We start from the raw sequence: 18936 nt of genomic DNA, 5'->3' as shown, positions 1-18936 counted from the left end.
GTCAGACAGCGTCGAGGCGCCGGGCCGAGCGCGGCCGGACGCAAAAGTGGAGCGATCCTATGGGATTCGCGCTTCTCTGTCAAAATAGCGAATTGCGGCCCGCTTTGGGCCTCACAGGCTGCCTATGACCGATTCTTATCCGCTTCCTCCGCTGGGCAACGGCTTCGCCGCCCTGCCCCCTGCCTTCTACACCCGACTGCAGCCCACGCCCCTGCCCGATCCCTACCTGGTCGGTTTCAGCGACGAGGCCGCTGAAACCATCGGACTGGCGCGTCCGGCACCGGAGGACCGCGGCTTTCTCGACATCTTCGCCGGCAACCAGCTGGCACCGGGCTCGCAGCCGCTGTCGGCGGTGTATTCCGGCCACCAGTTCGGCGTCTGGGCCGGTCAACTGGGCGATGGACGCGCCATCACCCTGGGCGACCTGCCGGCAGCCACCGGTCAGGGGCGCATCGAACTGCAGCTCAAGGGCGCCGGCAAGACGCCCTACTCCCGCATGGGCGACGGCCGTGCCGTGCTGCGCTCCTCGATCCGCGAATTCCTCTGTTCGGAAGCCATGGCGGCGCTGGGCATCCCCACCACCCGCGCCCTGACCGTGATCGGTTCGGACCAGCGCGTGCAGCGCGAAACTGCCGAGACCGCAGCGGTGGTGACCCGCATGGCTCCCAGCTTCATCCGCTTCGGCTCGTTCGAGCACTGGTACTACAACCAGCGTTTCGACGATCTCAAGGTATTGGGCGATGCCGTACTGGAGCAGTTCTATCCGGAACTATTGCGGGAAGAAAACCCCTACCAGGCCCTGCTGAAGGAAGTCACCCGCCGCACCGCGACGTTGATGGCGCAATGGCAGGCGGTGGGCTTCATGCACGGGGTGATGAATACCGACAACATGTCCATCCTGGGCCTGACGCTGGATTACGGCCCCTTCGGCTTCATGGAAGCCTTCGACGCCCGCCACATCTGCAACCATACCGACAGCCAGGGCCGCTACAGCTACCAGATGCAGCCGCGCATCGGGCAGTGGAACTGCTTTGCGCTGGGCCAGGCGATGCTGCCCCTGATCGGATCGGTAGAGGCCACCGAGGCCGCGCTGGCCGATTACGAGGCCGTGTTCCAGGCGCAGCATGATGCACTGCTGCATGCCAAGCTGGGACTGCGCACCCAGCGCGCCGACGACAGCCAGTTGATCGAGGCCATGTTCGCCCTGCTGCAGGCCGGCCATGTCGATTTCACGCTGTTCTTCCGCCGCCTGGGCGACTTGCAGATCGGCAATGCAGCCAACGACGAGCCGCTGCGCGACCTTTTCATCGATCGCCCCGCCTTCGATGCCTGGGCCACGCAATACCGCGCCCGCCTGCGCGCCGAGGACAGCGACGATGCCGGCCGCCGCCTTGCAATGCATGCGGTCAACCCCAAATACGTGCTACGCAATTACCTCGCCCAGGTCGCCATCGACAAGGCGCAACAGAAGGATTTCACCGAAGTGGCACGCCTGCAGACCATCCTGCGCCACCCCTTCGACGAGCAGCCTGAATTCGACCGCTATGCCGACCTGCCCCCCGACTGGGCCAGCCATCTGGAAGTGAGCTGTTCTTCCTGAGCGGCCATTCATACAGTAATGCCGTCATCGCCCGTCATCACCAAGGAGCCAAGCATGACCAAACGAGTAGAAAAGACCGAAGCCCAATGGCGCGAGCAACTTGACCCCGTGGAATACCAGGTCACCCGCGAAGCCGCCACCGAGCGCGCCTTCACCGGCCGCTACTGGGATCACCACGAAGCCGGGACCTACACCTGCGTGTGCTGCGACACGCCGCTGTTCACCTCGGACGCCAAGTTCGACTCCGGCTGCGGCTGGCCGAGCTACTTCGAGCCCATCGATCCGGCCAACGTACGCGAGAAAGTGGACCGCAGTTATGGCATGATTCGCACCGAGATCATCTGCAACGTCTGCGACGCCCACCTGGGCCACGTCTTCCCGGACGGCCCACCGCCGACCGGACTGCGCTATTGCATCAACTCGGCTTCGCTGCGTTTCGACCCGGCGTAAGCCGGGCGGCCCGCGCTGCACCGCTTGCAACCAATGCGGTACAGGCAACACATGCAGCACGGGCCGGATGATCGCCGATCAACCGTTTTACTGACTTTTCCTGAAGAAGCCAACCGATGAAGTTCCTGTTCGACCTGTTCCCCGTCATCCTGTTTTTCGGCGTCTTCAAATGGGCCGAAGGCCATCCCTCGGCCGCCCAGGACCTGGTGATGCAATACCTGGGCGGCGCCATGTCGGCCGGTGCCGTCACCGCTACCCAGGCCCCTATCCTGCTGTCTACCGCTGTGGCCATCATCGCCTCGCTGGGCCAGATCGCCTGGCTGCTGCTGCGCCGTCGCAAGGTGGATGGCATGTTGTGGGTGTCGCTGGCCATCATCGTGGTCTTCGGTGGCGCGACCATCTATTTCCGTGACGATACCTTCATCAAGTGGAAGCCGACCATCCTGTACTGGGCCTTCGGCCTGGCCCTGCTGGTGTCGCAACTGTTCATGAAGAAGAACCTGATCCGCGTCATGATGGAAAAGCAGGTCACCCTGCCCGAAGCCATCTGGCCGCGCCTGAACCTGGCCTGGATCGTGTTCTTCGCCGTCATGGGCGTACTCAATCTGTACATCGCCTTCAACTATCCGCTCGACACCTGGGTCAACTTCAAGATGTTCGGCAGCATGGGCCTGATGTTTGCCTTCATCATCGGCCAGAGCCTGTTCCTGTCGAAGTATATGAAGGATGCCGAATGAGTGGCGCCGCTCCCGCCCATCCCGCCGATACCCGTGTGGAACGCATCCGCGCGCGCCTGACTGCAACTTTCTCGCCGGCCGCATGTCTGGTCGAGGATGAGTCTGCCCAGCATGCCGGACATGCCGGTGCAGCCTCGGGCGGAGGACATTACAGGATCCGCCTGGTTTCCGACTTGTTCGAGGGCAAAAATCGGTTGAACCGCCATCGGCTGGTGTATGATTGCCTGTCCGACCTGATGCAGCAGGAGATCCATGCGCTGGCCATAGTGGCGCTCTCCCCGTCAGAGGCAAAGAACTGAGACCAAGAACAAAGACCGACGCCTGCTTATCAAGCCCCCTCCTGTTTTTTTCTCCGTTTTGATTCATTCCTTTCTTTTCTAGGATTCAACAATGACATTCAAACCTGCTCGTCTGCTGGTGCTGCTGTTCGCAATCGCTTCCATCCCGGCCTTCGCACAAAACCTGGCCGTCGTGAACGGCAAGGCGATCCCCTCCTCCCGCGCCGATTTGATGGTCAAGCAGATGACTGCGCAAGGCCAGCCCGACAGCCCGCAGCTGCGCGGCGCCATCAAGGAAGAGCTGATCAACCGCGAAATCCTGATGCAGGAAGCCGACAAGCAAGGCCTGGCCAACAGCACCGACGTCAAGAACCAGCTGGAACTGGCCCGCCAGTCCATCGTGATCCGCGCCCTGATCGCCGACTACCTGAAGAAGAACCCGGTGTCGGACGCCGACATCAAGGCCGAATACGACAAGTTCAAGGCCCAGGCCGGCGACAAGGAATACCACGCCCGCCACATCCTGGTGGACAAGAAGGAAGACGCCGAAGCCATCATCGCCAAGCTGAAGGCCGGCACCAAGTTCGAAGACCTGGCCAAGCAATCCAAGGACACCGGTTCGGCCGCCAACGGTGGCGATCTGGACTGGGCCAGCCCGGCCTCCTTCGTCAAGCCGTTCTCCGACGCCATGGTGGCCCTGAAGAAGGGTGAAATCACCCAGACTCCGGTGCAGACCCAGTTCGGCTGGCACGTGATCAAGCTGGAAGACGTGCGCGCTGCCAAGGTCCCGACCCTGGAAGAAGTCAAGCCGCAGATCGCCGAAGCCCTGCAACAGAAGAAGCTGCAGGCCTATCAGGAACAACTGCGCGCCAAGGCCAAGGTGCAATAAGCCCCTCCCGCCTGCGCAGCCCGAGTGGCTGAAGGAAGACCCCCAGGTCTTCCACCGCCCTCCACCGACATGCCCGGACAAGGTTTCCTTGCCGGGCATGTTGCATTTTAGCTACGAATTGACGCACAACTCATGCAGCTGCCGTCAAAAACCCGTTCAAATCCTCCGCAATTCCTCCCAAAAGCGTCTTTTTGATGCCTTCCCGCCACGCGGGAATCCTATCTTGCGCGTCATAGTGAAGATTTATTCTTATAAAAGATTTATCCAATAAATTTTTCATAAACATATAAATTCACTAAATAATTAAAAAAGAAGAATAAACCCGCAGCATTTTGCGCAATTTACGAACCATCGTTCTGATATTCTTCGATCCTGTTCCAAATAGGGACAGGCTGCGAATCGCCACGGGAGCAGGAAACAAGGGAGTCCTGGTTCGCAGCCAAGAAAAAGGTGTTTCGGGGAGAAGCACACAAGGCTGATCCACGACGCCATCAACAACACAACATTCGTGCTTTCAGGAGAAATACCTATGAAGAAGAGTTCCATGCTGCTGCTGGCAGCCGGCCTGACCACCGGCGGCGCAGCGTTTGCCCAATCCACCGTGACCATCTATGGCATCGTCGATACCAGCATCCGCTATCTGAGCAGCGACAATGCGCAGGGCAACAGCAACGTGCGCATGGATAACGGCGCCATCGCCAACAGCCGTCTGGGCTTCAAGGGTACCGAAGACCTCGGTGGCGGCCTGAAGGCCATGTTCCAGCTGGAAAACGGCTTCAACGGTGATAACGGCAGCATGAGCCAGGCCAATACCATCTTTAACCGTCAATCCTGGGTTGGCCTGGGTGGCAGCTTCGGCAAGGTGTCCATCGGCCGTCAGAACACGCCCCTGTTCGACCTGATGGCTGACCACTTCGATCCGCTGACCGTCGGTAACTACGACAGCAACTCCTGGCTGCCGGCTGCTGGCACCCTGGTGCGCAACAGCAACATGATCAAGTACTACGGCAGCTTCAGCGGCTTCAACGTCGGCCTGTCCTACGCCGCTGGCGAACAAGCCGGTTCGGCCCGCCGTGGCAGCCAGATCAGCAGCTCGCTGCAATACACCACCGGCCCGTTCTCGGTCGGCGGCGGCTGGCAGCAAACTGTGAGCGCGACCAACAGCGACAACAAGGACACCACCTACAACCTGTCGGCGTCCTACAAGATCGGCGCAGCCAAGCTGTTCGGCGGCTACTACAACATCAAGGACAGCACCGGCACCACCGCTGCCTACATGGCCATGAGCAACAGCACCGCCTCGGCTGGCGGCATCGCTGGCGTGCAACGCAAGGACAAGGGTTACTTCCTGGGTACTTCCTACCAGGCAACCGCCGCCCTGTCCCTGACTGGCGCCTTCTACTACGACAAGAGCCAGAACGCCTCGGTCGCAGGTGTGGGCAATGTCGGCGACGGCAAGCGTTACGCCGTGGTGGCCTGGGCGGACTATGCGCTGTCCAAGCGCACCCAGCTGTACACCATCGTGGACTACAACAAGGCCAAGGACGCAGCCCGCTACGAGCTGACCGGCCAGGCCGCCGGCAAGGACAACGTCACCACCCTGGGTGTTGGCATTCGTCACATCTTCTGATCCGGGCGTGAAGGCGCTCTCCCTCGGGAGAGCGTGCTAACAACGGGAACCATTCAGAAAGCAGAAAGAAAAAGCGCAGTTCCTTTTGGAACTGCGCTTTTTTTCGCCTGTACTGCCTGACCAGTCCCGGATTCCCCACCAGCAGGGCAACCCGGACTCCGTCACGCATCCGGCATCATGTCGTCAGATCGACGATCAGCCCACCCACTTGCGCGCATTACGGAACATGCGCATCCACGGCGAATCCTCGCCCCAGGTATCCGGGTGCCAGGACTGGGTCACGGTGCGGAACACGCGCTCGGCGTGCGGCATCAGGACCGTGAAGCGGCCGTCCGGGGTGGTCACCGAGGTGATGCCCTGGGGTGAGCCGTTCGGGTTGAACGGATAGGCTTCGGTGGCCGCACCGCGATGGTCGACGTAGCGCATGGCGATGATGGCCTTGTCGATGTCGCCGGTCTGCGAGAAGTCGGCAAAACCTTCGCCGTGGGCGGTGGCGATCGGCGCCTGGGTGCCGGCCATGCCCTGCATGAAGATGGAGGGCGAATCGGCGACTTCCACCATCACGAAACGCGCCTCGAACTGCTCGGACTTGTTGCGGGTGAACTTGGGCCAGGCTTCGGCGCCCGGGATCATGGACTTCAGGTTGCTCATCATCTGGCAACCGTTGCAGATCCCCAGCGAGAAGGTGTCCTGGCGCTGGAAGAAGCGCGAGAACTGCTCGGCCAGCTGGGCATTGAACAGGATGGTCTTGGCCCAGCCTTCGCCGGCACCCAGCACGTCACCATAGGAGAAGCCGCCCACGGCGATGAAGCCCTTGAAGTCATCCAGCTTGGCGCGGTTGGCGATCAGGTCACTCATGTGCACGTCCACGGCGGTGAAGCCGGCCTTGTGCATGGCATAGGCGGTCTCGATGTGCGAGTTCACGCCCTGCTCGCGCAGGATGGCCACCTTGGGACGGGCAGCAGCCCCCAGCGACAGGTAGGGCGCGGCGATGTCTTCCTGCGGGTCGAACGTCAGCTTGGGCGTCATGCCGGGGTCGGCGGCGTCCAGCAGGCGTTCATACTCGGCATCGGCACAGGCCGGGTTGTCGCGCAGACGGGCGATGCGCCAGCTGGTCTCGCTCCAGGTGCGGTGCAGCTCGGCACGCGGCTGGCTGTAGATGTTCTTGGCGTCGCGCATGAACTCGACCACGTCGCGGTCATTGGGCTTGCCGATGATGTGGCTGCAGGCGCCCAGGTTGTAGCTGCGCAGCACGTTCATGACATCCGACTTCTGTTCCGCCGGGACCTGGATCACGGCACCCAGTTCTTCGCTGAACAGCGCGCGCAGGGTCAGTTCGTTGCGGCGCTCGGCCACTTGCGTGGTCCAGTTCTTGGAATCGCCCCAGTCAGCGGCATGCTCGCCTTCCATGGTCAGGATGTCGAGGTTGACCGAGATGCCGGTGTGACCGGCAAAGGCCATTTCCACCAGGGTGCCGTACAGGCCGCCGTCGGAACGGTCATGGTAGGCCAGCAGACGCTCTTCGGAGTTCAGTTGCTGGATGGCGTTGAAGAAGGCCTTCAGGTCCTCGGCGCTATCCACGTCCGGGGTCTCGTTGCCGATCTGCTGCATGACTTGCGTCAGGGCCGAGGCGCCCATGCGGTTCTTGCCACGGCCCAGGTCGATCAGGATCAGGACCGTCTCGCCCTTGTCCTTGCGCAGTTGCGGCGTGAGCACGCGGCGCACGTCGGTCACCGGGGCGAACGAGGAGACGATCAGCGACACCGGCGAGGTCACCGACTTGGCGCCCTCTTCGTCGCTCCAGGTGCTGCGCATGGACAGCGAGTCCTTGCCCACGGGGATGGACACGCCCAGCGCCGGGCACAGCTCCATGCCGACTGCCTTGACGGTGTCGAACAGGGCGGCATCCTGGCCGGGCTGGCCGCAGGCTGCCATCCAGTTGGCCGACAGCTTGATGTCGCCGATTTCGGCGATCGGGGCGGCGGCGATGTTGGTGATGGCTTCGCCCACAGCCATGCGGCCCGAGGCCGGGGCGTCGATCACGGCCAGCGGGGTACGCTCGCCCATGGCCATGGCTTCGCCGCGATAGCCTTCCAGGCCCATGGCGGTCACGGCCACGTCAGCCACCGGCACCTGCCAGGGACCGACCATCTGGTCGCGCACGGTCATGGCGCCCACGCTGCGGTCACCAATGGTGATCAGGAAGGACTTGTCGGCTACGGCCGGCAGGCGCAGCACGCGCTGGGCCACCTCCACCAGGTCCATGCCGGTCAGGTCCACCGGCGGCAGTCGCTTCTCGACGTGCGTCACATCCCGGTGCATCTTGGGCGGCTTGCCCAGCAGCACGTCCATGGGCATGTCCACGGGGCTGTTGTTGTGTTCGGGGTCGATCACCTTCAGCTGGCGCTCTTCGGTGGCGGTACCGACCACAGCGAAGGGCGCGCGCTCGCGCTCGCACAGGTATTTGAAGAGGTCCAGGTGTTCCGGCAGGATGGCCAGCACGTAGCGTTCCTGGGACTCGTTGCTCCAGATCTCGCGCGGAGCCAGGCCGCTTTCTTCCAGCGGTACCTTGCGCAGGTCGAACAGGGCGCCGCGCTTGGCGTCGTTGGTGATTTCCGGGAAGGCGTTGGACAGACCTCCCGCACCCACGTCGTGGATGGACTGGATCGGGTTGTCGTCACCCAGTGCCCAGCAGGCGTTGATGACTTCCTGGGCGCGACGCTCCATTTCCGGGTTGCCGCGCTGGACCGAGTCGAAGTCCAGGTCAGCGGTGTTCACGCCGGTGGCCATCGAGGAAGCGGCGCCGCCGCCCATGCCGATGCGCATGCCGGGGCCACCCAGCTGGATCAGCAGGCTGCCCACCGGCAGGTCGTTCTTCCTGGTGTGCTTGGCCGAGATGTTGCCCATGCCGCCGGCGATCATGATGGGCTTGTGGTAACCCATCACCTGGCCGCCCACGTTCTGTTCGTAGGTACGGAAGTAGCCGCCCAGGTTGGGACGGCCGAATTCGTTGTTGAAGGCCGCGCCACCCAGCGGGCCGTCGATCATGATCTGCAGCGGCGAGGCGATGCGCTCGGGCTTGCCGTAAATGCCGCCCTGGGCGTGGGCGTCGCGCTCGGCAGCCGGCTGGGCCACGTCACGGGCGTTTTCCCAGGGCTGCACGGCGTGGGTCACCATCAGGTTGGAGACGGTGAAACCGGTCAGGCCGGCCTTGGGCTTGGCACCACGGCCGGTCGCGCCTTCGTCGCGGATTTCTCCGCCAGCGCCGGTGGAGGCACCGGGGAACGGCGAGATCGCGGTCGGGTGGTTGTGGGTTTCCACCTTCATCAGGATGTGGGTCAGCTCTTCCGAAGCTTCGTAGACGTTGCCCTTGGTAGCGCCGCGCTGGTAGAAGCGCGAGATGCTGGCGCCCTCGATGACGGAAGAATTGTCCGAATACGCCACCACGGTGCCCTTGGGCGCCAGCTGGTGGGTGTTGCGGATCATGCCGAACAGGGACTTGTCCTGCACCTGGCCGTCGATGGTCCAGTCGGCGTTGAAGATCTTGTGGCGGCAGTGCTCGCTGTTGGCCTGGGCGAACATCATCAGTTCGACATCGGTCGGATTGCGCTGCGCCTTGGTGAAGGCTGCCACCAGGTAATCGATCTCGTCATCCGACAGGGCCAGGCCCAGCTCGGTATTGGCTGCTTCCAGGGCGGCACGGCCGCCGCCGATGACATCCACGCTCTCCAGCGGACGGGCCTGCAGTTCGGAGAACAGGCCGGCCGCCTCTTGCGGATCGCGCAGCACGGTCTCGGTCATGCGGTCGTGCAGCAGCGCGGCCACGGCCGGCAGGCTGGCTTCATTGAGCTTTTTGGCGCCGCCCAGCAGACCGGTCTTGACCTGCACGCGGAAGATGATGCCGCGCTCGACCCGGTGGATGTGGCTCATGCCGCAGTTGCGCACGATGTCGGTGGCCTTGCTGGCCCACGGCGAAATGGTGCCGAAACGCGGGATCACCACGAAGGCATCGCCCTCGTCGCTGCCGTTGAAGGGGTCGCCGTAGGTCAGCAGGCCGTTCAGGCGTGCCTCATCCTCCTGGGTCAATGCCTGCTGAGCATCGACGAAGTGCAGGTAGCGGCCGGATACGCCGGTAATGGCGGCGTCCACTGCTTGCAATTGGGTCAAAAGGCGTTGGGTACGGAAAGCGGAAAGGGCATTGGAGCCCGGCAGGATCAGCATGGCGAGGTCGAGGCAGTTAGCTTGAATCGGGAAAACCGTCGCAGCATCGCGGCAGGGACCGGTCCACCGACACCGGCCGCACCCTCGGATGTTGCACCGCACTAGGTAAAAACGTGCAGTTTCGGGTACGGCGGACTGATGGATCGTGCGCGCGTTTGCTGGCAGAGCCGGCATTATACAGTGGACGCCGGTCCCCGTCCCAGGCAAAGCGAGCACAGGCGCCTGGGCGATGCGGCTGTCATCGCCACGCGGGCGCCGCGCGTTGTCCATCGCAGGGACTGGAACTACGGCCCGGTCCTGGCAGAAATGTAGCGCTGCGGCAATATCCGAACGGCAAGGAAATTTTCGCGGTATCATTCGGCCCGCATCGGAAATGGCCGCCGCCCTGTCCCGGGATGAGACCGGCCGGGACGGCAAGAGCCCACGGCGCACCCGAACGCAGAACCGATGACCATGACCACAGCGGCCAGGCCGCTTCCAAGACGAACAGAGTGAACAGTACACATCGACAGATCGCCGTCATCGGCGGGGGACTTTCAGGGATTTGCAGCGCCTATTTTTTGGCCGCCAAGGGCTATGAGGTGGCCGTCATCGAGCGCCGCGCCCACGTGGCCGAGGAAGCCACCTTCGGCGATTCCGGCCTGCTGGCCCCGGGTGCGGCGATGCCATTGACCCTGCCGGGAGCCATGGCCACCTTCGCCTGTCGCTTCCGGGACGAGCCGCGCGTCCTGCTGGCACCGGGCGCCGACTTCGGCCGTCGGCGCTGGATGCGCCAGACGCGCCAGGCCCAGCAGCACGCCTTCGCCGGCAACAAGCTGCGCCTGTCGCGCCTGTCGGCCTACGGTCAGAGCCTGACCCTGCAACTGCAGGCGCACTACAACATGGAACACGAAAACGGCAGCGGTGTGCTGCACCTGTTCCGCCAGCCCGCCGAGGCGGCCCGCATGCCACAGTTGCAGGAGGCCGCCGGGCAATGCGAGTTCAAGCAACAGGCCCTGGACACGGCGGCCATCCGTGCACTGGAACCGGCGTTTTCCTCGGAAGCGGCGCTGGCCGGTGCCCTCTTCTATCCTGACGACATGGCCGGCAATTGCGTGCTGTTTGCCAAGCAGATGCGCAATGCCGCCCAAGAGCTGGGGGTCAGTTTCCATTTCGACTCCACCGTCAAGTCCATCAGCGCCGATTTTGGCGGCCGCGTCACGCTGGTGCTGGAGTCGCCGCATCTGGCCTCGCACATGCAGGTCGATGCGGTGGTCGTGGCCGCTGGCATGTCCAGCGCCCAGCTGCTGCAGACGCTGGGCACGGCGCTGCCGCTGCGGGCAATGCAGAGCTATTCGGCCCTGGTGCCGGTCAAGAACCCCGACGACGCGCCCAGCATGGCGCTCTACGACGACAGCTACAAGGTCGCCATGACGCGCCTGGGCGGGCGCATCCGCGTCACCGGCCTGCTGGGCTTCGTGCCGCCGGCGCAGACACTGCCGCCCAAGGCCCTGCGCAACCTGCTCAAGATCGCCGGCGACTACTATCCCAATGCCGCCAACTACAACCAGGCCCATTTCTGGAGCAATACCATGGCCATGCTGCCGCACGGCCTGCCGCTGCTGGGACCGACCCGGAACGGCAATGTGTTCGTCAACGTCGGCCATGGCGCCACGGGCTGGGCCGCCACGGTGGGTTCGGCGCGCCTGCTGAGCGACCTGGTGGCCGGTGAGGAGCCGGAAATCCCGACCGAGGGCCTGCTGCCGCGCGATCTGCTGGCCTGAACCCGCAAAGGATGGCGAAAAAATCGGCTCTCATCGCGGCGTCGATTTTTTTCATGCATGCGGCATCTGCGCAGGCACCGCAATTCACTTAAAATCGACAGCGTTGTGCGTGACACCCTGCGCAGCCCGCCCCTGTGGCATGGCCGCGCCCTACCTGAGCTTCACTTCATCCATCCAGTCTTCACGTTAACGCCGCGGCGACCCCCCTCATGAGCGCGCTCCACTCCGTTGCCGAGATCCGCCAGGTCGAACAACAGGCCCTGTCCGCCCTGCCCCCTTACACCCTCATGCAGCGCGCCGGCGCCGCCGTCGCCGAACAGGCGCAGCACCTGCTGTGCTCGGCCACGGCCTCCTCGCCGGCGGTGCTGGTGCTGGCCGGTCCCGGCAACAATGGCGGCGATGCGCTGGAGGCGGCCTGCCTGCTCGAAGAAGCGGGGATCGAAGTCAGCGTGCAGTTGCATGCCGACGAAAGCCGCCAGCCAGAAGATGCGCGGCGCGCACTGGCCCGCGTGCGCGAAGCCGAGATCCAGTTCATCGACGATCTGAGCGACACCGCCTTGCGCGCCCAGTCCTGGGCGCTGGTGATCGACGGCCTGTTCGGCATCGGCCTGGCGCGCCCGCCCGGTCCCAGGCTGCGGCCCATCATCGACTACATCAACAGCCTGCGCTGTCCGGTGCTGTCCATCGATGTCCCCAGCGGCCTGAATGCCGATACCGGCAGCATCGTCGGCGGACGTGAGGGGCTGGCCGTGCAGGCCACCCATACCATTACTTTCATCTCCGACAAGCCGGGCCTGCATACCTGCGACGGCAGCGACCATAGCGGCCACATCGTGGTCGATCCGCTGGAGATCGACCCCACCCATTTCCCGCCGGCGCGCGCCTTCCTCAACGGACCGCAGTGCTTCGCCACCTCGCTCAAGCCGCGCGCCAACAACAGCCACAAGGGTAGCTATGGCGATGTCATCGTGGTGGGTGGTGCACGCGGCATGGCCGGTGCGCCGGTGCTGGCTGCGCGCACGGCGGCCTTCAGCGGTGCCGGGAGGGTCTATGTGGCCTTCGTCGACGAAGGTCCGGCCTATGACGACAAGCACCCGGAACTGATGTTCCGCCTGGCCGACCGGGTCGAGTTTGGCGCCAGCGCGGCGCTGGTGATCGGCCCCGGCATGGGCACCTCGCGCCACGCGCATGACATCCTGGCGCGCGCACTGGACAGCGAGGCCGACATCGTCATCGATGCCGATGCCCTGAACCTGATCTCGGCCGAACCGTCCCTGCAGCACAAGCTGCACCGGCGCCACCAGGCCGGTGCCGAGATCACAAGCATCATCACGCCCCATCCGCTGGAGGCGGCCCGCCTGCTCGACAGCAACACCCAGCAGATCCAGCAGGACCGCCCGCAGGCAGCGCGCCTGCTGGCCCGCCAGTTCAATGCCATCACCGTGCTCAAGGGCGCGGGGACGGTGATCGCCTTCCCCGATGGCGAAATCCTCATCAACCCCAGCGGCAACCCGGCGCTCTCCACTGCCGGTACCGGCGACGTCCTCTCGGGCCTGTGTGGTGCGCTGCTGGCGCAAGGCTGGCCGACCCGCGCCGCTGCCCTGGCCGCCACCTGGATCCACGGCGCCGCCGCCGACCAGCTGGTGGGTGCAGGGCTGGGCCCGGTGGGGCTGACCGCCAGCGAATTCATCCCCGCCATCCGGGCGGTGTTCAACCAGATCATCCGAGACCATGTCCAGCGCCGTCCTGCCGCATCCCCGCATCGCCCCCAGCCATAAGCTGGGCATCCTGTTTCTCATCGCCGGGCTGTGGACGCTGTCGCTGCTGGATACCGCAGGCAAGCTGCTGGCCCTGGCCGGCTACCATGTGGTGATGATTGCCTGGATGCGCTACACCATCAATCTGCTGTTCATGGCCGTGACCCTGGCGCCGCTGTACCAGCGCCGGCACGGGCGCAGCATCCTGCGCTCCAACCGGCTCGGCCTGCAACTGGGGCGCGGTGCGCTGCTGCTGGCGTCGACGCTGATCTTCTTTTCGGTCCTGAAGATCGTGCCGCTGGCTGAAGGGACGGCGATGAATTTCTGTGCCCCCCTGATCGTGCTGGCAATCTCCCCCTGGCTACTGGGCGAACGCAGCTATCTCTCGCGCTGGATCGCGGTGCTGGTGGGTTTTACGGGCATGTTGATCGTGATCCGCCCCAGTGGCGACATTCCGCCGCACGGGGTGGCGCTGGGGCTGGTGTCGGCACTGACGATGGCATTCATGTCCATCCTCAACCGCAAGGCCAGCCAGGTCGACAATCCCATGGTGACGCTGTTCTACGGTGCGCTGGTGGGCAGCGTGCTGTCGACGCTGATGGTGCCTTTCTTCTGGAGCGCCCATACGCCGACAGCCATCGAACTGGCGATCCTGGTGTCCACCGGCATTACCAGCACCATCGGCCACTTCCTGCAGAACACCGCCTACCGGCATGCCGAAGCCTCGGTGCTGACGCCCTTCTTCTATGCCCAGATCATCTCGGCCTCGGGCATGGGCTGGCTGGTGTTCGGGCAATTCCCCGATAGCATCACGGTGCTGGGCATCGCCATCATCTGCGCCAGCGGGATCGGCATCGCCTATATCGAGCACAAACGCGCCCATCCGCTGCCGCCGGCCGATCCGATGGAAGCGGTCTGAGCAGGCTCAGAGCAAGCGTCCGGCCGCGATGGTCAGGGTGCGCTCACAGCGCGCGGCGATACCGTTGTCGTGGGTGACCAGCACCAGAGTGGAACCGCGTTCGCGGTTCAGTTCGAACATCAACTGGATGACCGATTCGCCGGTGGCCGCATCCAGGCTGCCGGTGGGCTCGTCGGCGAACAGCAGCGGCGGTTCGGTGACGAAGGCGCGGGCCAGGGCCACGCGCTGCTGCTCGCCCCCGGAAAGGTACTTGGGATAGTGCTTCAGGCGGCTGCCGAGGCCGACCCGGCCCAGCATCTGCTCGGCCTTGGCGCGGGCCTGGCCATCGCCGCGCAGCTCCAGCGGCAGCATCACGTTTTCCAGGGCGTTCAGGTGCCCGAGCAACTGGAAGGACTGGAACACGAAGCCCAGCTTGCGCTTGCGCAGCAATGCCCGGCCATCTTCATCGAGGGCGTAGATGTCTTCGCCATCGAGCCGCACGGAACCTTCGCTGGGGGTATCCAGTCCAGCCAGCAGGCCCAGCAAGGTGGATTTGCCGGAGCCGGAGGCGCCGACGATGGCCACCGTGGTACCGGCGGCCACGGTAAAATCGATGTCGCTCAAGATAGTCAAACGCCCACCGGGCGCGGCGACATCGGCAACGTGTTTGGATAACTGAAGGACTTCAATGGCTGCAACGACGGTGGATTGTGCGGTATCGGTATCAGTGTCAGGAAGGGAAGCAGGCATGCAGGGCAATCAGGCAAGGGGGTCCGGGAGGGGCGCGGCGCGCACCAGCGTAATGGGCTGGCTGCTGCGGCTACTGGCGGGCGTCGCCCTGGTGCTGGCGACGGCGAGCGCTTATTCTGCCCCAAAAAACCTGCTCGTGCTCGGTGACAGCCTGTCGGCCGAATATGGCCTGCAACGCGGCACCGGCTGGACCGGGTTGCTGCAGCAACGGCTGCAGCAGGACAAATCGGAACTGCGGGTGGTCAACGCCAGCATCAGCGGCGACACCACCATCGGCGGGCGCAATCGCCTGCCGGCGCTGATGACGCAGCACCAGCCGGAAATCCTGGTGATCGAACTGGGCGCCAACGACGCGCTGCGCGGCCTGCCGCTCAAGACCAGCCAGGACAACCTGCAGGCCATGATCGACCTGGCCCGCCAGCAAAAGGCCAAGGTGCTGCTGATCGGCATGCAGATTCCGCCCAATTACGGCCCCGACTACACGCGCCGCTTCGCCGCGATGTACCAGGACCTGGCCAAGGCCAACAAGGTGGCGCTGGTGCCGTTCTTCTTCGAGGGCATTGCCGCCGACCTGTCGCTGTTCCAGGCCGACCGCATCCACCCCAACGAACAAGCCCAGCCCAGGCTGCTGGACAATGTCTGGCCACACCTGAAGCCACTGCTGGGCAAGAAGTAAATCCTCCGCCCTGAAAGCCGAAGCCCCTGCCACCGTTACTGGCGCAGGGGCTTCGTTCATCCAGCGTGAGGATGCTTCAATGACGCGCGTACAGGTCCAGGAAACGGCGCAGCAGACCTGTCGATTGCGGGGTTTCGCTGACCTTTTCGCACAGGGCCTGGGCGTCGATGCCGCAGCCGCGGTAGATGTCGGTGTAATAGCGCAGGTGGGCGCGCACGAACTCGGGCGAAAACTCCGGGTGGAACTGGGTCGAGTAGACGTTGTGCTTGTGCTTGATCACGTGGTGCGGGTCCATCGGCGAACGGGCCATGACGATGGCGTCCTTGGGCGGACGCAGCACCGACTGCATGTGCAGCATGTGCGCCGGGAAGGCCTCCGGCAGCACGCCCAGCAGTTCATCCTGGCGGCAGCATTCCAGCGTTTCCACGTGCATGGTGCCCGCAGCCCGGCCGGCCGGGTTGTAGCCGACTTCACCGCCGAAGGCGTGGGTCAGCAGCTGGTGGCCGTAGCAGATGCCGAACATCGGCGTATCCAGCTCGGCGGCATCACGGATCCATTCGGCGGTGCGCTCGCTCCAGTCTTCCTTGTCGGTCACCATGGCCGGCGAACCGGTGATGAAGACGGCCCGGTAGCTGCGCGGGCAGGAGGGGCGTTCCCCTTCATAGACGGTCACGACTTCGATTTCGGTGTGGCACAGACCGGCGGCGCAACCTATCTGGTCGGCATAACCACCATAGTTGGTCTTGAGGGCAGGATTGGCATCGCCGGTTTGGATGATCAGGACTGGGGCAGGCATAAAAACGTGGTCGGTATTCAGGGCAAAACATGGCATCGGAAGCATTCCTTGTGGGAAGTACCCCGAGCGATGCCTTCGAACTTCGACTGGAGGCAGCGACAACTCTTACGGCAGCCGTTTATTCCAGAAACGGCGCAAGATTGCATGCGGATGACAGGAATTTCACTTCAACAGCACAAACTGTGCATTTTCCCACCTAGTGGAAAGCTGACGAAACGCCAACGGACGAAGGAAGAAAAACCACCGATCCCCGGACTCCGGCTCCCTCGTACATACCCCTGCAGGCTGCGCCAGTGTCCATGATGAAACAAAAAAGGCCGCTGGAAAAGCGGCCTCGGTAAATATTTTAGTAAATTGTGGCAGACATGCCGACAACTCCCCTGAACTGGGCGGGGCTGCGCGCCGATTCACGATCCCGGTGCGCACATGCCCCGTCGCGGGTCACGCCAGCTTACTTGGCGGCGTCATCCGCGCTGACTGCAGCGGCACCCTTGAGCAGCTTGGTCTTGGCCTTTTCACGCAGGTAGTCCAGGTAAGCCAGGGCTTCCTGTTGCGACAAGGCGGCCACGATCTGTTCCTGCTCGGCCTTGCGGCGGGCGGTGTCGACGGTCTTGGGCTGTTCCACCTTGGTGACGCGGTAGATCTGGTAACCCAGGCCCTGCGTCTCGGCACCGACGTAGGCCGGCAGCTTGGCAGTATCGGCCTTCATGACGGCATTGAAGGCTTCCTGGGTCCAGCCGTCGGACTTCACGCGCGAGACCACCTTGGCCTCGCTGAAACCGGTGGCGTCATCCTTGGCCTGCAGCTGTGCCAGGCGTTCCTGGCCGGCCTTGACCGCCAGTGCCTGCTCTTCCTGCTGCAGCACGGCCTTTTGCACATCGGCCTTGACCTCCTCGAACGGACGCTTGGCCACCGGCTTGTAGCTGGTCATGCGGCCGGCCACCAGGGTATTGGGAGCAGTCTGCACGGCTTCGGTATTGTGCTTGGCCTTGATCACGTCGTCGGTAAACAGCGCGGTCAGGAACTTGGCATTGTTGTACGGCAGCGGGCCAGCGGCCGGGTTGGGAGTGCGGGTCACGCCGGTAGCGGTCTGGATCTTCAGCTTGAGCTTGTCGGAGACGGCCTTGAGGCTGTCGCCGTTTTCATAGACCAGGTTGTTGAACTGATCGGCCATTTCCGAATACTTCTTGGCGGCGATCTGCTTCTTGATCTCGGCGCCGATCTCGGCCTTGACCGCTTCCAGCGGCTTGACCGCAGCCGGCTTGATGCCGGTCACTTCGATCACGTGATAGCCGAAGTCGGATTCCACCGGATCGCTGATCTCGCCCTGCTTGAGGCTGAAGGCGGCATCTTCGAAGGGCTTCACCATGGCGCCCTTGGCAAAGTAGCCCAGATCACCGCCGTTTTCAGCCGAACCGGGGTCCTGCGAGTTGGCCTTGGCCAGCTTGGCGAAATCGCCCGGGTTCTTGCGCAATTGCGCCACCAGGCCCTCGGCCTTGGCCTTGGCGGCGGCCTTCTCGGCTGCCGGTGCGTCCTTCTTGACGGTGATCAGGATGTGGCTGGCACGACGCTGTTCTTCGGTAGCGTATTGCTTCTGGTTCTGCTCGTAGTAGGCCTTGATGTCGTCGTCGGTGACGACGGCCTGGGAAGCGACGGCAGCGGCGTCCAGCACCACGTATTCTATGTCGGCCTGCTCCGGGGTCTCGAAGCGGGCGCCGTTCTTGTCATAGTAGGCCTTGAGCATGTCGTCGCTCACCTTGACCTGGGCGGCGTAGCTGTCCGGCTTGAAGTTGAGCATCTGCACCGTGCGTTCCTGGTCGTTCAGGTTGGACAGGTTCTCGGCCACGGTCTTGGGGGCGAAGGCGGTGCTCTGGATCGCGGCATTCAACTGCTGCACGGCCAACTCACGGCGCAGTCCGGCTTCATAGGACTTGGGCGTCATGCCCTGGGCCGCCAGCAGCACGCGGTACTGTTCGTTGTCGAAGCTGCCGTCCGGCTTGGTCAGACCGGGAATCTGCAGGATGCTCTGCTGCAGCACCTGGTCCGGCACCACCAGCTTGTTGGCCACCACTTCGGCGCCCAGAGCGCGCTGAGCGATCAGGTTGTCCAGGATGGCGCGACGTGCCTGCGGGCTATCGAAGAGCTTGCTGTCGAACTGGCTGCCGTACACCTGGCGCATGCGCTCCAGTTGCTGGCGGTGCGCGGCGTCCCATTCTTCCTTGGTGATGGTCTGGCCGGCCACCTTGGCCACGCCGCTGTCGTCGGTCAGGCGGCTGTAGCCTTCCAGGCCGAAGAAGGCGAACGACGGGAAGATGAACAGCAGCAGCAGGAACTGCATCAGGCGCTGGTGAGTACGAATGAAATCAAACATGAATAGCCAATCAATAAACGATCTGGTCAATGAAGGTCAGCGAGGACTGCCGCCGGGCGTCCGCGGATAATAAAAAGGGCGAACTCGCGTTCGCCCTGATCCGGCGCAGGCCCTGGGGCC

At 63.8% G+C, this 18936-nt stretch carries 14 protein-coding genes; 10 read left to right on the top strand and 4 right to left on the bottom strand.

Annotation, left to right across the window (positions count from 1 at the left end; all coding sequences use genetic code 11):
* The first annotated feature begins 124 nt into the window (after positions 1-124).
* The 6 genes from VE092_RS01985 to VE092_RS01960 all read left to right on the top strand — a co-directional run bounded on the left by VE092_RS01985 (position 125) and on the right by VE092_RS01960 (position 5584).
* A complete protein-coding gene (locus VE092_RS01985; protein ID WP_324873289.1) occupies positions 125-1600 on the top strand; it encodes a protein adenylyltransferase SelO in 1476 nt (491 codons plus the stop codon).
* Between the two features lie 54 nt (positions 1601-1654).
* Positions 1655-2050, top strand: coding sequence for a peptide-methionine (R)-S-oxide reductase MsrB (gene msrB, locus VE092_RS01980; RefSeq protein ID WP_324873287.1), 396 nt, complete (start codon positions 1655-1657; stop codon positions 2048-2050).
* A gap of 116 nt (positions 2051-2166) precedes the next feature.
* On the top strand, positions 2167-2787 hold the full coding sequence (locus VE092_RS01975; RefSeq protein ID WP_006712620.1) for a septation protein A: 621 nt from the start codon (positions 2167-2169) through the stop codon (positions 2785-2787).
* Complete coding sequence (locus tag VE092_RS01970) at positions 2784-3086, top strand: BolA family protein (RefSeq protein ID WP_324873285.1); 303 nt, start codon at positions 2784-2786, stop codon at positions 3084-3086. The genes VE092_RS01975 and VE092_RS01970 overlap by 4 nt, the downstream gene beginning before the upstream one ends.
* Before the next feature lie 91 nt (positions 3087-3177).
* A complete protein-coding gene (locus VE092_RS01965) occupies positions 3178-3954 on the top strand; it encodes a peptidylprolyl isomerase (RefSeq protein ID WP_324873283.1) in 777 nt (258 codons plus the stop codon).
* A 529-nt stretch (positions 3955-4483) separates the two neighbouring features.
* On the top strand, positions 4484-5584 hold the full coding sequence (locus VE092_RS01960) for a porin (protein WP_324873281.1): 1101 nt from the start codon (positions 4484-4486) through the stop codon (positions 5582-5584).
* 195 nt (positions 5585-5779) lie between these two features.
* Here the strand turns inward: VE092_RS01960 and purL are convergent, their stop codons facing one another.
* Positions 5780-9805: a phosphoribosylformylglycinamidine synthase gene (purL, locus tag VE092_RS01955; RefSeq protein ID WP_324873279.1), complete on the bottom strand. Its 4026-nt coding sequence runs from the start codon at positions 9803-9805 to the stop codon at positions 5780-5782.
* 491 nt (positions 9806-10296) lie between these two features.
* Here purL and VE092_RS01950 point away from each other — a divergent pair, with 491 nt between their 5' ends.
* The 3 genes from VE092_RS01950 (at position 10297) to VE092_RS01940 (ending at position 14244) form a co-directional block, all read left to right on the top strand.
* Entirely contained in the window at positions 10297-11568 is a 1272-nt protein-coding gene (locus tag VE092_RS01950; RefSeq protein WP_324873276.1) for an FAD-dependent oxidoreductase, read from the top strand.
* Positions 11569-11777: 209 nt separating this feature from the next.
* The gene (locus tag VE092_RS01945; RefSeq protein ID WP_324873274.1) at positions 11778-13346 is read left to right on the top strand and encodes an NAD(P)H-hydrate dehydratase; all 1569 of its coding nucleotides are present in this window, start codon (positions 11778-11780) and stop codon (positions 13344-13346) included.
* Positions 13300-14244: a DMT family transporter gene (locus tag VE092_RS01940; RefSeq protein WP_324873272.1), complete on the top strand. Its 945-nt coding sequence runs from the start codon at positions 13300-13302 to the stop codon at positions 14242-14244. Before VE092_RS01945 ends, VE092_RS01940 begins: the two co-directional genes overlap by 47 nt.
* 6 nt (positions 14245-14250) lie before the next feature.
* Here the strand turns inward: VE092_RS01940 and VE092_RS01935 are convergent, their stop codons facing one another.
* Positions 14251-14973 carry an ABC transporter ATP-binding protein gene (locus tag VE092_RS01935; protein WP_324873270.1) on the bottom strand — a complete coding sequence of 241 codons (723 nt, stop codon included), beginning with the start codon at positions 14971-14973 and terminating at the stop codon, positions 14251-14253.
* A 52-nt stretch (positions 14974-15025) separates the two neighbouring features.
* On the opposite strand from VE092_RS01935, the gene VE092_RS01930 reads away from it, so the two are divergent.
* The gene (locus tag VE092_RS01930; protein WP_174616870.1) at positions 15026-15649 is read left to right on the top strand and encodes an arylesterase; all 624 of its coding nucleotides are present in this window, start codon (positions 15026-15028) and stop codon (positions 15647-15649) included.
* Positions 15650-15725: 76 nt separating this feature from the next.
* On the opposite strand, the gene VE092_RS01925 is transcribed toward VE092_RS01930, so the two are convergent.
* Together VE092_RS01925 and VE092_RS01920 are read right to left on the bottom strand one after the other, a co-directional pair.
* A complete protein-coding gene (locus VE092_RS01925) occupies positions 15726-16445 on the bottom strand; it encodes a glutamine amidotransferase (RefSeq protein ID WP_324873268.1) in 720 nt (239 codons plus the stop codon).
* 451 nt (positions 16446-16896) lie between these two features.
* Positions 16897-18816, bottom strand: coding sequence for a SurA N-terminal domain-containing protein (locus VE092_RS01920; protein WP_324873266.1), 1920 nt, complete (start codon positions 18814-18816; stop codon positions 16897-16899).
* Between the last annotated feature and the right edge of the window lie 120 nt (positions 18817-18936).

It is taken from the genome of Herbaspirillum sp., from assembly GCF_035644555.1.
Taxonomy (GTDB): Bacteria; Pseudomonadota; Gammaproteobacteria; order Burkholderiales; family Burkholderiaceae_D; genus Herbaspirillum.
This window is presented reverse-complemented; position numbering and strand designations above follow the sequence as displayed.

Coding starts and splice junctions, on each gene's coding strand:
- VE092_RS01925 (WP_324873268.1), bottom strand. CDS start 16,445: ATGCCTGCCCCAGTCCTGATCATCCAAACCGGCGATGCCAATCCTGCC.
- VE092_RS01975 (WP_006712620.1), top strand. CDS start 2,167: ATGAAGTTCCTGTTCGACCTGTTCCCCGTCATCCTGTTTTTCGGCGTC.
- VE092_RS01960 (WP_324873281.1), top strand. CDS start 4,484: ATGAAGAAGAGTTCCATGCTGCTGCTGGCAGCCGGCCTGACCACCGGC.
- VE092_RS01920 (WP_324873266.1), bottom strand. CDS start 18,816: ATGTTTGATTTCATTCGTACTCACCAGCGCCTGATGCAGTTCCTGCTG.
- VE092_RS01985 (WP_324873289.1), top strand. CDS start 125: ATGACCGATTCTTATCCGCTTCCTCCGCTGGGCAACGGCTTCGCCGCC.
- VE092_RS01930 (WP_174616870.1), top strand. CDS start 15,026: ATGGGCTGGCTGCTGCGGCTACTGGCGGGCGTCGCCCTGGTGCTGGCG.
- VE092_RS01940 (WP_324873272.1), top strand. CDS start 13,300: ATGTCCAGCGCCGTCCTGCCGCATCCCCGCATCGCCCCCAGCCATAAG.
- purL (WP_324873279.1), bottom strand. CDS start 9,805: ATGCTGATCCTGCCGGGCTCCAATGCCCTTTCCGCTTTCCGTACCCAA.
- VE092_RS01970 (WP_324873285.1), top strand. CDS start 2,784: ATGAGTGGCGCCGCTCCCGCCCATCCCGCCGATACCCGTGTGGAACGC.
- VE092_RS01945 (WP_324873274.1), top strand. CDS start 11,778: ATGAGCGCGCTCCACTCCGTTGCCGAGATCCGCCAGGTCGAACAACAG.
- VE092_RS01965 (WP_324873283.1), top strand. CDS start 3,178: ATGACATTCAAACCTGCTCGTCTGCTGGTGCTGCTGTTCGCAATCGCT.
- msrB (WP_324873287.1), top strand. CDS start 1,655: ATGACCAAACGAGTAGAAAAGACCGAAGCCCAATGGCGCGAGCAACTT.
- VE092_RS01935 (WP_324873270.1), bottom strand. CDS start 14,973: ATGCCTGCTTCCCTTCCTGACACTGATACCGATACCGCACAATCCACC.